Genomic DNA, 12,935 nt, shown 5'->3' on the forward strand with positions numbered 1-12,935 from the left:
TTAGATAGATTGCCTTACTTCATTACACTGCATTCTCGCGAGGGATGTTGGGAGTCTGCTTTAATTTTTTCAATAACTGGTGCAACATAAAATATATGGCGACACCGCTGACGGTTAAGCTTAATTTATACATAACTGAGGAGTGATTGGCGATGTTATTGGCATTAATCAGAAACGTATATCCCGAAACATAACCGTCCCAAAGGCGTACTTTCCCGGTAGAATCGTTGGGATAGGGATTGTAAGTCCCCACAAGAGAAATTGCGATTGACATACAGGCAATAACTACAAAAAACTTTTTCAGCAACCGCGAGCTTCTAACTTGGTTTATAAGGTGACTTAAGGGCAAGCACAATATAAACATAGGAGCGACAAACCACCTGACGCCGTAGGAATAGCCGCCATATCCAACTGTGCGGAAGGTATAGATTAGCATGAAAGCTACAGACGCCAGAATACCGTACAGGTAGGGAGTTTTATACGGCAATCTTCCTTGTCTCAAAACTGCCATAACACCAATAACTGAGAATCCCAAAAGAGGAGTATGCGAGAACAATCCTCGATTGCCTAAAAACAAGGTAAAGGCATATTTCAGCGTCCCTAAAAAGCTCTTCTGTGTCGCCAATCCTGACAGATTTTCCTTGCTAAAAAGAGATCCCGGGTACTCCCACAGCGCGGCATTCATTGCGGGCGGAACAATACTGCCAGAAAGATATATATTTAAGCCCAAATAAGTTACTAATAAAGGAATACATGATAGGAGAAATACAGAAGCAGCCTTGATTGATTTGGTTGTAAAAAAAACTAGATAAAAAGGAATAAATAAAAAGCACGTGATGTCAATATTCCCCGCCATTGATACCAAAATACCGCAAAGGATAACATTTCGGATGTCGTTAATTTCAAATTTTAATAAGTAATATAAACTGACTATCAGACATACGGCAGCGAGGCTATGATTGTTAAAAGTCAGTGAATAAGGCAAAATCAAAGTTCCCGTTGCAGCCAAAAATGTTGTTAAATTCGCCCACCCTTCCTCTATGTCCAATATTTCTATCAAAATTTTGTGAAAATAAACTAAACCTATACAAGATAGGATTCCTACAGTTGTCAAGGTCACGACATAATAAGTTAATCCCAAATTATTCGACAAATCAATACCGCAGAGGTTTCTTAATAAAAAATAAACTGCCGCTCCCATAAGTGCTGGCAGCGGCGGTTTATCCGAATAGAAGTGGTTGTTGTAAAAATACTTGTCGATGGTAAATAATTTGGAGTCTCCCAATTGAGAGTTATCCAGCGTAAAAGTTTGATATTCCACCAAAGATTTAATAGTGGCTATTCTAGAAGCATCAGCAACAGATTGGATATCGGCTTTCGTCAGCAGAACCAGCAAAAGAAAATACATTAAAAAAACTCTGACATTCTTGTCGCGTTGCATCGGCTTTAATCGTTCTAAAAATTGCATCGCTTTTATGAGGTTGAATATATATAAGAGTGACGCGACCCCCTGGCGGCAACCACAAAATGTCAAGATAGTTTACGTTTTGTAGGGCAGGCAAGATGCTTGCCCTATTCACAGTTGGGTTGGGGTCTATCGACAGCGAAACCTCAACCTCCTATTACTAACTTTGGCGATGGGCAACTACCGCATAAAACGGATCGCCACTTGCTATTCGCAGCATTTGCATAAAACTCGGCAAGTTAGGCTTACGAACAATTACTTCCGGCTTGCTAAATCCGGGTATATTCGCTCCTTTGACAGAATCAAAGTAACCCTTGACTAATTCTACCCGATCGCCCTCGGAACCTTCCCGCCAAGCCGCGATCGCCTTTTGATAAAACATCCGGTTGGAAAAACTCATAATTGCTATGCCCCCCGGCTTCAAAATCCGGTGAATCTCGGCAAAAACCGCATCGGGGTGCTGCAAATACTGTACCGAAACGCAGTTGACAACCGCGTCAAATTCTGCATCCGGGAGTGGCAATTTGGGATTTGCGTTCAAATTTTGCACGAAATAATGATTCAGCCTGCGATTTTTTGCCAACTCCTCTTCATTCATGCCGTGCCCTTCGACATGGGCAAATTGCATCTCGTCGGGCAAGTGAGAAACCCAACTGCTCATCATATCAAAAATCCGAGTATTCGGTTTCAGCCGTTCCCGATATAACCCGGTGAGTTGCTCAATGAATCCATCGTCTACGTGAGTCACAAACCGGGGAGCGGAATAGAACAAATTGTCGTCGGTGTCGTCTAACTTGGTGCGTTGGTCGGCTGGAAGCAACATAAATTCTGATCGCAAACTAGATTTACTCTTTCTAGTGTAAGAACAATAAGAATTGTTAACATATCCGGCAGAGGGCGGATTCCCGGTTTTAGCGTAGCAGTCGATCGCCAAAAAACCTACTGGCACCCTTTGGGCTGACCGCTTTTCACTGGCTGGTACTGTGCTGCTTGTGGCCAGAAGACGGTTTGCCGACTTCCAGCATTGGCGACAAACTGCAATAAGTAGGCGGGACGCTGACAGGCGCGATCGATCCCATGCAACAAACAGGCCTATTCCGGGAGACAGACACTCGCGATCGTCGCATTTGGCTGACAAACTCCGGTACACAACTGCAAGACGTATTGCCCCCGCTGGTAGCTGAAATCCGATATCTAGCTGTCGAGGGGATTTCACAAGGCTGATCGAGAACTCTTTTGCCCACTGATCGGGCGATCGTCAATCTTTCCTAAACCGACAAATCAATCTTTTTGGTAAAGCACAGCAGCCTCTACCTCCACTACATTACAAATAACCCCAACATACTACGCACTCTTAAAAAAAACAGTGCAACTTTTCTACACCAATAGCACCGCACCCGCCGGACAAATCGCCCCCAAATCCGTTGAAGTCTGGCAGCGGGTGCAGCCGGAAACTCCGTTAATGGCGATCGTCAGTAATGATTTGTGGATAATTGCTAACTTCAAAGAAACGCAACTGGCAAACATGAAACTAGGTCAAAAAGTATAAATAAAAGTAGATGCTTTTGGTGTTCGTAAAATTGAGGGCAGTTTCGATAGTTTATCCCCTGCTTCTGGCGCTCAATTCTCCTTATTGCCTCCCGATAATCCTACGGGAAACTTCACCAAAGTTGGGCAGCGGATTCCGGTAAAAGTTGTGTTTGATGCCGAAAGCATTAAAGGCTATGAATCGCGGATTGCACCGGGGATGTCTGCTACGGTAAATGTTGAATTGAAATGAGGGAAGGCACGAGGGAGCATCTCAATGAAAGCACCCAAGCTAGAAATGGGAGTTAGGAGCCAGGAGCCAGGAGGAAAGAGGAAGAAGGAAGGAGCCAGAAGAAGTGTTTTTACAAATATGAGATGCTCCCAGGCACGACACGGATGTTGACACGGAGACACGGAGGAATTTAGAAGTCCGGCATTTGATTTGTTTCTGTTAAGGACGACTAGCAGGAGAAATCCCCAACTTCTTGGAGCAGTTTGAGAAGTTTGAGCAGTCTGGGATTGGATTTGTTTCGGTTAAGGGCGAGCGCCCTTACAATATCATTTTAAAAAGTTAGGTATCTGGTAGTGAAAACGAAACCGAAATCTTGTTCACCAGCTCGAAAACGGGTTATTGCTTTGTGATTAGTGACGATCGATTCAAATCGGAAAAATTTTATTGCCAACAAAACAACTCTATGGTATACTAGAAGATTGTGAATATTAATCAAAAGTAAAGTAACAAGCCGGGAGAAATCAAAATGACACAGCAAACCCTGCACGGAACCAGTCGCAAAAGAAAAAGAACATCCGGTTTTCGTGCCAGAATGCGTACCGCAACTGGTCGATTGGTAATCAAAGCTCGCCGCAGCAAAGGTCGCCACCGCCTCGCAGTCTAGGACTGCATCAAGGTTGAGAGGCCTCAACCATCGCCCTACGCCATGTTGCCCGAGACAAACCGACTTAAGCACCGAAAAGACTTCAGCGCCGTATACCGCAAGGGAATGCGCCGTAACTCGGCCCATTTCAGCTTAAGAGCTCTGCGTAAACCAAAAAGCGCCGAATTTGCGAAACCGACAGCCGAAAAATCCTTGCAGCCAACTCGCACAGGCATTTCCATCAGCCTGAAAGTCAGCAAACGCGCTGTAGTCCGCAACCGGATTAAGCGTCAGATTCGGGCAGCTTTGCGACAGCTATTGCCCCGATTAAGATTCGGGTGGGATTTAGTAATTGTCGTGCGTCCGATCGCACAAGAGTGCAATTATGCAGAAATTCTGCAAGAATTAGAGCAGTTGTTGGTAGAAGCCGAGGTACTAGATGGGAATTCGAGAGGAAGTATATTATGAAGGCGGTCCCGCGCCGGGAGACTTGATCCTCAATTTACTCCTGGGGCTGACAGTCGTCGGAATCCCCCTAGCAGTAGGAGGAATTGTCCGGGCTCTGTGGCTGCGGTATCGGATCACGAGCCGTCGAGTGTCCGTAACTAGCGGTTGGATGGGGGGCGATCGCACAGACGTTATCTACTCAGATATAGTCAAAATCGTCACAGTACCTCGCGGTTTCGGGACTTACGGAGACATGGTGCTCACCATGAAAAATGGCAGCCGCTTGGAACTCAGAGCTATGCCGAAATTTCGAGCAATGTATGACTACATTAACGAAAAACTGCCCGCAGCCGCTCAAAAAGCAAACGCGGCCCAAGCTAAATAACCGAACCGCTTCGCCCTCAAATCAGGGTAAAGTGAGTGCGAGTATTGGCAAACTCATTACTACAAACCCGCAGACCGGGCGGTCGATCGACGGGCAATGTCCTAAGATAGAGACAAAACCCTAAAAATTGAGGCGGCTCGCCTTCAGCGGGTAAAAATAGTTCTCAACAGCAAACATAGAGCACCTAAATTAACTCAAAGCGAATGGATTTCGGTATCTCGTTTCTCTCCAACAACCTCATGCTCCCGATCCTAGATTTTTTCTACGGGATCGTGCCAAGCTACGGTTTAGCGATCGTAGCTCTGACGCTCGTGATTCGCTTTGCTCTTTATCCTCTCAATGCAGGCTCTCTTCGCAATATGCGGCGCATGAAAGTAGCGCAGCCATTGATGAAAGAGCGAGTAGATCAAATTCAAAAACTCTATAAAGAAAATCCTGCAAAACAGCAGGAGGAAATGAGCAAAGTATACAAAGAATTTGGTAATCCTCTAGCAGGATGCTTCCCGTTGGTGCTGCAAATGCCAGTGCTGTTTGCACTGTTTGCAACGCTCAGGGGTTCGCCGTTTTCTGACATAAATTACAGCGTCAACGTTCAAGTTTTGCCCAAAGAACAAATCGAAACTGTTCAACCGCAAGCTTTTGCTACACCGCCACAAAATATTTACGTCACAGGTACTTTTCATGCTCCTGTTGTGGGCGTAATTCCAGGCGGCGACAAACTGGGAATCGGCGACACAACCAAGATTAATTTTCAAACCCCAGAGGGCAAACCTCTCACAGCCCTAGCGGCAGAAAATAAGAGCGAAATCGACTTTGAACCACGCTGGAAAGTCATCAAAGGCGAAGAAGTGGTCAAGGTAGATGAACAGGGCAACATCACGGCTTTAGCGCCCGGTGAAGCCACAGTTCAAGGCACAATCCCCGGATTGGCTACTAACAAAGGATTCCTGTTTATTGAAGCTCTAGGCCGCGTTGGCGCGATCGACTCAGACGGTACACTCCACTGGGATATTTTGGTAATGATCCTGGGCTTCGGCATCAGTTTGTACATCAACCAAACCCTTTCAGGACAAGCACAAGGGCCAAACGACAACCCCCAACAGGCTACAGTTAACAAACTGACGCCAGTCATATTTTCAGGGATGTTTTTGTTCTTCCCGCTGCCCGCAGGCGTGTTGATGTATATGCTGATTGCTAACATCTTCCAAACTGTTCAGTCGTTCATTTTGTCCCGAGAACCGCTGCCCGAAAACCTCCAAAAAATAGTGGACGAAGCAGAGGCGAAAACAAAAAAAGATCAGGGATTAGATGCCCTTCCCTTTGAGCCAAAGCGTGCCAAGAAAAAGGCTTGATTTTAACAACAATGAAAGACTCTCAAATGCAGCGCGGACAGCAATGGTTAGAAGAATTGCTACAACTGTCCGCAATTCCTTCAAAAGTGGTATGCGAACAACAAGAAGATTGCTATTGGATGACAATAGATGAAAGCAATCTGACTCGAGAACAAGTTGCAATCTTAGTCGGGCCAAACGGTAATGTAATAGATGCCATTCAGTACCTCTGTAACACGGTTCAGAATATAGGTCAGGAAGTAGAGGAGTCAATTCCTTATACAGTTGAACTAAATGGCTATCGCATCCGCCGCCAAGAGGAATTGCGCTCGATGGCAGAGTACGCAGCAGATCAAGCCCGCTCGACGGGAGTTGAAGTTGAAATAAAATCGCTGTCTTCGGCAGAACGCCGTCAAGTCCACAGCTTTTTGAGCGAATGTGAGGATATAGAAACTTACAGTCAAGGACAAGAACCCGATCGGCGTTTGGTAGTGCGGCTGCGCTGACGCTAAAGAAGGAAGAAGGAAGAAGGAAGAAGGAAGAAGGAAGAAGTTAAAAATTAACTATTCCTTTTGACCTTGGAATTCAAGAAGTAGGAAGGTAAAAGATTATGGAGACAATTTATATCCCTCATCTACTCACAAAAACTGAGCGGAAAGAGGTCATTGATTTTGAAGAATTTATCCCCGATTTAGAAACTCTTACTCCGGTGCGAGGACGACTGCAAGTGGCTCACCAAGGGAATTATCTTGAGGTGAAGGCAAAAGCAGAAACAATAGTTACTCTCACCTGCCACAGATGCTTGAAGCAATACAATCATCGTTTGGTACTCAACTCATCGGAACTCATCTGGCTGGAAGAAACAGCAAATCAAATAGATTCAAGTTCAGCAGAAATAGAAGTTCCTTTAGAAGATTTGGTGGAAAATTTGTCCCCAGGTGGCTATTTCTCTCCGGGCGATTGGGTGTACGAGCAAATGTGTTTGGAACTGCCGCACAAACAGATATGCGATACTGAATGTCCGGGAATTTCTTTAACTGATGATGCAAATACAGAAAGCTCAGAAACAGTCTCCGACAGTCGCTGGGCGTCTCTGGAAGCACTTAAACGGCAATTGCCTTAGTCAGTTGACTAATAACTAATGACTATTTTTAGCGACGAGTTTGAACTACTGCTGCGATCGCGCTACCCCCTAATTTACATTCCCACACGGGAAGAAGAGCGCGTAGAAGCGGCGATCGCCCAAAGTGCCAAAAAACAAGGTTCTCGCGCCGTATACATCTGGGATTTTGTTGATGGCTACCAAGGCAATCCCAACGATACAGGTTTTGGCAAGCGCAACCCGCTGCAAGCTTTGGAATTTCTCGAAAAATTGCCCGCCTCCGCGCCGGCAATTTTTATTCTGCGGGACTTTCAGCGGTTTTTGGAAGATGTCTCGATTTCCCGCAAGCTGCGGAATTTGGCGAGACTCCTCAAATCAGTGCCCAAAAATATTGTCATCGTATCTCCTCTAATTTCGATCCCTGAAGACCTCAGCGAAGTGATGACTGTTTTGGAGTTTCCCCTGCCTGCGGCGACGGAAATCAAAATTGAGGTAGAAAGGCTATTAGGGGCTACCGGACAAGCTATTGAAGGGCGTTTGCTGGACGAAACAGTGCGCTCATGTCAAGGGCTGTCGATCGAACGAATCCGCCGAGTTTTGGCAAAGGCGATCGCCACCAGAGGCGAACTCCATCCCGACGACGCGGAACTGATTTTAGAAGAAAAGCGCCAAACAATTCGCCAAACTCAAATTCTGGATTTTTACCCAGCCCGCGAAAATATTTCCGATATCGGCGGTTTGGACAATCTCAAAGAATGGCTGCTGCGGCGCGGCGGTGCTTTTACCGAACGAGCCCGCCAATATGGTTTGCCGCATCCCAGAGGTTTGTTGTTAGTCGGAATTCAAGGAACCGGAAAATCCTTAACAGCAAAGGCGATTGCCCACCACTGGCATTTGCCTTTACTGCGCTTGGATGTCGGGCGCTTGTTTGCCGGATTAGTCGGGGAATCAGAATCCCGCACCAGGCAAATGATTCAGCTAGCGGAAGCTTTGGCCCCCTGCGTGCTGTGGATTGACGAGATTGACAAAGCTTTTGCGGGATTAGACGGTAAAGGGGATTCCGGGACAACCAGCCGGGTGTTCGGGACTTTTATTACTTGGTTGGCCGAAAAAACTTCCCCGGTGTTTGTGGTAGCAACAGCCAACAACATCCAGTCTTTGCCGCCAGAAATGCTGAGAAAAGGCAGGTTTGACGAAATATTTTTTGTGGGTTTGCCCAGCCAGGAGGAACGGCGGGCGATTTTTGAGGTACATTTGTTGCGGTTGCGATCGCACAGCATCAAAAATTACGATTTAGAGCGCTTGGCTTACGAAACTCCCGATTTTTCAGGGGCCGAAATCGAGCAAACTTTGATTGAAGCAATGCACATTGGGTTTAGCCAAAATCGAGACTTTACCACAGATGATATTTTAGAATCAGCTAGTCAGATGGTGCCTTTAGCCAGAACGGCTCAAGAACAAATCCAGTTTCTCCAAGATTGGGCCGCTGCGGGGAAAGCTCGCCTTGCTTCTAGATACGGCAGTTTGAGCCGCCGGATTCAGGGGTAAGCTTTTGAAGTCAGTAGTCAGTAGTTAGTAGCCAGTTGTCACTTGGCAGTTACCAGATTTTACTCAACATTCAGCAGTCAACAGTCAACCTTCTTCCCTCTTCCCTCTTCCCTCTTCCTTCTTCCTTCTTCCTTCATTTGCGGTTTTATGAACAGTGTATATAGCGTTTTCAAGTTTTTAGTGGGTTTTCTGCTCGCGATCGTCCTGATGGCAGGTGCTAGCGTGGCTGCTGCACTTTACTTCGCCGCTAAGCTAACTACTGTCCCCGAAAAACCTGTTTTTCCCAACGACAAAACAGCAGTTCAGGTTGCAGGCGCTGCGCCGAAGTCAACAGCCCAGGCTAGCCCTGTTTCTACATCTAGCGATGCCCCGTCTCCCAAACCCCTGGAACCGGGAGCTTACCGAGCTGTGGTGACTCAGCCGATCGGCTTAATTCTCCGGGATACTGGTAGCCGAGACTCGAACCGCATTGGCGGTGTTGGTTACAAGGAAAAAGTCGTAGTTTTGGAAGAGTCGCCCGACAAAGAGTGGCAGCGAATTCGGATTGAGGATGGCAATCGCGAAGGTTGGGTCAAAGGTGGCAATACTGAAAGAGTCGAGGGCGAATAGGACTTAGACAAAAAATATACTCCTCTGATGGTGAGGGCAGCGAAGCAATCGTAGTGTGCAGGTTGTTTACCAACCCCGGGGTTTTTCCTGTCTCTGGTTCCAAATATCGAGATCCATATTTATAAGAAAAAGTCAAGTTAAATTTATTTACGATATTTGCGATAGCAGTTTGATGCGCTGACACTGCGGGTGTGATCGCCCCTGGAAAATCCTGGATTTGACATAAAAGCCCAGCAGACAAAGGTTTCAACAGGTAAAACTCAACAGAAAAACTCGAAAATACATAATCCTAACTTATGTTATTCAGGAGAGTATGTTAAGAAAATTAGCAAAATTTTAAGGTTAGTTGCAAAACCCAGGCTGTTGTCCCTGGCGCAGAGGCAAGAGTGGTAGCTTGGATTACAAGATGTAAGTTTTCAGCTTAACAGCTACCAACCATAAAAAATATGTACGACAAACGTCCCGATCGAGATTTGGCGACTGCTGCTGTTACTGCAGCTTTGGGAGCTGGGGTCGTTACCTCTTTTGCGGTGAGCAGAGGGCAAAACCCGCTGGTAGCCATCGCAATTACTGTTTTTGCAGCGGGAGTAGCTGTAATTTGCGATCGGTTCGGCTTAATTTAAGCGATCGTCGATTTTTTAATACAAAGTCAACTTATCAAAAAATCCCCGCCCTATTTGCAACTAGCAAAAGTGGGGATTTTTAGTGGCTAGTTTTTTGGTTAATCAGCGGTACTTTCCTAGACCCACTCACCACATGAAGAAGCCGCGTTTCTTAACAAAAAACCTGCAATTTCAGGCTCTTTACCAGACAACAAATTAAGGTGATGACAGCCTGCTCGCAAGTCTTGTGGTAATTTCAGCGGCAGCCAGATAAAATATTAGCCAGCACTACCCCACAACTTATTCTCTTTTGGCCTTAAAGGCTAAGACTATGCCTGCCAACTTTTTGGCTGAGTCTCGCGCCTCTAGAAGCAGCGATGCTATCTTGGTTGTTACCTGTAATTATTTTTGACGGTAAATTTTTTAGAAAAACGGGTGCTTCGCGCTTTTCATGTAGAACTTAGCGTTGATAGAATCCAAGCCAAGCGTGCCAAAAATCATTTTTGGCAGTTTGCTCACACAACCCACCCACAATTTCACACTAAAAAATTATGGAATCTCTTGCTTACCTCGAACTTGCTCTTGTTTGCGAAGCACCCGCAGAGTCGAAAATTTTTGATGAGCCCAAGTGGCAAAACCTATCGAGTCAGACTTACGTCCGTTTGCTGTCTCTGGCTTTGATGCTGTCGGTTTTGAGTGCAGCCGGTTCGGCTTTTGCTCAAATAGATCCGGGATATCCAAATTTGCGCTCTGTTCAAGACAGGTTGCGGGAACTCGGCTATTTTCCCAGATCTTCGACAGGTCAACTCGGTCCGGTTACTCAACAAGCGCTGACTAACTTTCAGCGAGACTATCAACTGTCGCTGACTGGTAGGCCCGATCGAGCTACTGTGATAGCACTCAACAGTTTTGCCAGGGACGATCGACCTTTTAATACTATTTATACAAATTATCGGGATCTGCGTTTTGGAGACGCAGGTGCAGGTGTTTCTGCTCTCCAGCGCAGGTTGCAGCAGCTAGGCTACTTCAGCGCGCGTCCCACAGGGAGTTTTCGCGAAGTTACTCAAAATGCGGTTAGATACTTCCAGCGAATTAATCGATTGCGGGTGACGGGAGTTGCCGATAGGCAAACTTTAGCTTTGCTGTTTGGTTCCACCCGGCCTGTTCCCCCCGTTACGCTTCCAGGGAATATTTCGGGAAATGGCGGTTGCAAAGGGCTGCGGTTCGGGGACACAGGGGCGACGGTAGACTTGATCCAGCGGCAATTAAAAGCTTTGGGCTATTTTGAAGGCGGCGTTGACGGCAAGTTTCGCGAACGCACTCTCTACGCTGTGACTCGTTTTCAGCAAGATTATAATCTGGTTTCTGACGGTTGCGCTGACACTGCTACTTTGACTGCTATCGATGCCCAGATGAGGGCAGCTCAAATTACCTCATTGACTGAGGAAAATGACCAACAGACTAATTCCGGAGATTTTCTGGAGTTGGGCGACAGAGGCCGACAAGTAGAATTTGTGCAGCGGCGGCTGCAAGAATTGGGTTATTACAAAAGCCAGATTCACGGTTGGTTCGATCGACCAACTCAAGCAGCTTTGATCCGCTTTCAGAGAGATAGCGGGCTGTTCGGGACTGGAAGGGTCGATCGCAGCACTCGAGCTGCTTTGCGGCAAGGCAATAGGCAGGCAGCAGCGCCTGTGCCGCAAATCGCCAGTGGTCTGCGACGGGGCGATACTGGGCCTGCTGTCCGACAACTTCAGTCTTCGCTCAGAAGTCTGGGCAAAAACCCCGGCCCGGTGAACGGAGTATTTGGAGCCGAGACCGAGTTTGCGGTGCTGTCGTTTCAGCAGGAACGCAATTTGTCACCGGCGACGGGTATTGCCACTCCGGCGACTTTGGCTGCGCTCCAAAACGGATTAGCTGGGCGGGTAGCTGTTCCTGCTGTTCCTGCTGTTCCTGCTGTTCCAATTAGCAGCAGTTTGAACTCTCGATCGAGCATTCAGCAATTACAAAGGCGGCTGCAAGACCTCGGCTTTTACACAGGCTTGATCAGCGGAGTTTTTGATACTCCGACGAGAGACGCCCTCGATCGAGCTCAGCGCAGTTACGGGGTCAGCAGCGACGATTTGTTGAGCCAAACTTTTTAGCCCCAGGCTTGCGGACGCTACATCAAAGAAATCGGGTTTCTCGTTTCCGACTCACTCCTGAAATGATGTATTTTTCTTAAGAAACCCGGTTTCTGCGTAACTGTGATCGCACTTGGGCTACCGATTTTTGTTAAAACTTGTAACAAGCCGTACTTGAAATGCGAAAATAGTGTACTGTCACTCGATTGAATCCGGGGCGCTGCTGCCGTTCTGGGCGATAGACCTCGGACAAGACCAATTGCTGGAAACCAAAGACGGCCATCCCATCCGCAAAGCTTCGTGGCACACCGTATGAATGGTTAGCTGGCAGTCTAGCAGGTGTAACCCAGACTTTTCAGCTTGCTTCATGCCAATTTTCAAAATCGAATCGTTGTTAAATTCGATCGTTCTGTTGCACTGAACGCAGACTAGGTGGTGGTGGTGATGCGGGTAAGGCTGGTTTATTTCATAGTGTTTGTGACCTTCTGCTAGTTCGAGTTCGCGGAGGAGGCTCATCCTTGCCATTAACTTTAAAGTTCGGTAAATGGTGGACAAACTAATGTTTTCTCCGCGATTTTTTAACAAAGTGTACAAATCCTCCGCACTCAGGTGATTGCCTTTGGGGAGGTTCTGAAAAACGTGCAAGATGGTTTCCCTTTGGGGAGTCATCCGCCAGCCTTTGTCATTGAGTTCGGATTTGAATGAAGACGCGGTGTAAAGTGCCATAGTGACCCTCTCAAGAAAGTCTGCCTATTGACAATAATACACAACGATCGAGATATTTTGCAAATATCGCAGCTTATTGAAAAAAGATTGAGGAAAAAATTTGGTTTTTGATATTTTTTTGACTTTTAACAAGCTTGATGACTTGCAGCAGAGGACAGAGAAGTTGTTTAGAAGTAAATATTTTTACTTCTGCCG

The 12,935-nt window shown here is 46.6% G+C and carries 12 protein-coding genes and 2 pseudogenes; 11 read left to right on the forward strand and 3 right to left on the reverse strand.

What is annotated here, in order from left to right; all coding sequences use genetic code 11:
* Positions 1-22: 22 nt before the first annotated feature.
* Positions 23-1,468 (reverse strand): hypothetical protein, encoded by a 1,446-nt coding sequence (locus D0A34_21725; protein UNU21112.1) that lies wholly within the window; start codon positions 1,466-1,468, stop codon positions 23-25.
* A gap of 157 nt (positions 1,469-1,625) precedes the next feature.
* Positions 1,626-2,288, reverse strand: coding sequence for a class I SAM-dependent methyltransferase (locus D0A34_21730; GenBank protein ID UNU22407.1), 663 nt, complete (start codon positions 2,286-2,288; stop codon positions 1,626-1,628).
* Positions 2,289-2,386: 98 nt separating this feature from the next.
* Between D0A34_21730 and D0A34_21735 the strand changes: the two are divergent.
* From D0A34_21735 to D0A34_21785, 11 genes and pseudogenes are all read left to right on the forward strand, one after another.
* Positions 2,387-2,689: pseudogene (locus D0A34_21735) on the forward strand (MarR family transcriptional regulator).
* A 142-nt stretch (positions 2,690-2,831) separates the two neighbouring features.
* Positions 2,832-3,245: pseudogene (locus D0A34_21740) on the forward strand (HlyD family secretion protein).
* A 505-nt stretch (positions 3,246-3,750) separates the two neighbouring features.
* Positions 3,751-3,888 carry a 50S ribosomal protein L34 gene (gene rpmH / locus D0A34_21745; GenBank protein ID UNU21113.1) on the forward strand — a complete coding sequence of 46 codons (138 nt, stop codon included), beginning with the start codon at positions 3,751-3,753 and terminating at the stop codon, positions 3,886-3,888.
* 42 nt (positions 3,889-3,930) lie between these two features.
* Entirely contained in the window at positions 3,931-4,335 is a 405-nt protein-coding gene (locus tag D0A34_21750; protein UNU21114.1) for a ribonuclease P protein component, read from the forward strand.
* Positions 4,307-4,699 (forward strand): PH domain-containing protein, encoded by a 393-nt coding sequence (locus D0A34_21755; GenBank protein ID UNU21115.1) that lies wholly within the window; start codon positions 4,307-4,309, stop codon positions 4,697-4,699. Before D0A34_21750 ends, D0A34_21755 begins: the two co-directional genes overlap by 29 nt.
* Positions 4,700-4,902: 203 nt before the next feature.
* On the forward strand, positions 4,903-6,051 hold the full coding sequence (yidC, locus tag D0A34_21760; protein ID UNU21116.1) for a membrane protein insertase YidC: 1,149 nt from the start codon (positions 4,903-4,905) through the stop codon (positions 6,049-6,051).
* Between the two features lie 11 nt (positions 6,052-6,062).
* Complete coding sequence (locus D0A34_21765) at positions 6,063-6,536, forward strand: RNA-binding protein (protein ID UNU21117.1); 474 nt, start codon at positions 6,063-6,065, stop codon at positions 6,534-6,536.
* Positions 6,537-6,640: 104 nt separating this feature from the next.
* Positions 6,641-7,153: a DUF177 domain-containing protein gene (locus tag D0A34_21770; protein UNU21118.1), complete on the forward strand. Its 513-nt coding sequence runs from the start codon at positions 6,641-6,643 to the stop codon at positions 7,151-7,153.
* 18 nt (positions 7,154-7,171) lie between these two features.
* Entirely contained in the window at positions 7,172-8,680 is a 1,509-nt protein-coding gene (locus D0A34_21775) for an AAA family ATPase (GenBank protein ID UNU21119.1), read from the forward strand.
* 147 nt (positions 8,681-8,827) lie between these two features.
* The gene (locus tag D0A34_21780) at positions 8,828-9,289 is read left to right on the forward strand and encodes an SH3 domain-containing protein (protein ID UNU21120.1); all 462 of its coding nucleotides are present in this window, start codon (positions 8,828-8,830) and stop codon (positions 9,287-9,289) included.
* A gap of 1,153 nt (positions 9,290-10,442) precedes the next feature.
* Complete coding sequence (locus D0A34_21785) at positions 10,443-12,035, forward strand: hypothetical protein (protein ID UNU21121.1); 1,593 nt, start codon at positions 10,443-10,445, stop codon at positions 12,033-12,035.
* Positions 12,036-12,212: 177 nt separating this feature from the next.
* Here the strand turns inward: D0A34_21785 and D0A34_21790 are convergent, their stop codons facing one another.
* A complete protein-coding gene (locus tag D0A34_21790) occupies positions 12,213-12,740 on the reverse strand; it encodes a transcriptional repressor (GenBank protein UNU21122.1) in 528 nt (175 codons plus the stop codon).
* Positions 12,741-12,935 lie beyond the last annotated feature (195 nt).

The organism is Microcoleus vaginatus PCC 9802 (assembly GCA_022701275.1).
Lineage (GTDB): Bacteria > Cyanobacteriota > Cyanobacteriia > Cyanobacteriales > Microcoleaceae > Microcoleus > Microcoleus vaginatus_A.

What these genes read in the sequence shown, in the direction of transcription:
- D0A34_21770 (UNU21118.1), top strand. Translation starts at nt 6,641, where the DNA reads ATGGAGACAATTTATATCCCTCATCTACTCACAAAAACTGAGCGGAAA.
- D0A34_21790 (UNU21122.1), bottom strand. Translation starts at nt 12,740, where the DNA reads ATGGCACTTTACACCGCGTCTTCATTCAAATCCGAACTCAATGACAAA.
- D0A34_21775 (UNU21119.1), top strand. Translation starts at nt 7,172, where the DNA reads ATGACTATTTTTAGCGACGAGTTTGAACTACTGCTGCGATCGCGCTAC.
- D0A34_21750 (UNU21114.1), top strand. Translation starts at nt 3,931, where the DNA reads ATGTTGCCCGAGACAAACCGACTTAAGCACCGAAAAGACTTCAGCGCC.
- D0A34_21765 (UNU21117.1), top strand. Translation starts at nt 6,063, where the DNA reads ATGAAAGACTCTCAAATGCAGCGCGGACAGCAATGGTTAGAAGAATTG.
- rpmH (UNU21113.1), top strand. Translation starts at nt 3,751, where the DNA reads ATGACACAGCAAACCCTGCACGGAACCAGTCGCAAAAGAAAAAGAACA.
- D0A34_21780 (UNU21120.1), top strand. Translation starts at nt 8,828, where the DNA reads ATGAACAGTGTATATAGCGTTTTCAAGTTTTTAGTGGGTTTTCTGCTC.
- D0A34_21730 (UNU22407.1), bottom strand. Translation starts at nt 2,288, where the DNA reads ATGTTGCTTCCAGCCGACCAACGCACCAAGTTAGACGACACCGACGAC.
- D0A34_21725 (UNU21112.1), bottom strand. Translation starts at nt 1,468, where the DNA reads ATGCAATTTTTAGAACGATTAAAGCCGATGCAACGCGACAAGAATGTC.
- D0A34_21755 (UNU21115.1), top strand. Translation starts at nt 4,307, where the DNA reads ATGGGAATTCGAGAGGAAGTATATTATGAAGGCGGTCCCGCGCCGGGA.
- yidC (UNU21116.1), top strand. Translation starts at nt 4,903, where the DNA reads ATGGATTTCGGTATCTCGTTTCTCTCCAACAACCTCATGCTCCCGATC.
- D0A34_21785 (UNU21121.1), top strand. Translation starts at nt 10,443, where the DNA reads ATGGAATCTCTTGCTTACCTCGAACTTGCTCTTGTTTGCGAAGCACCC.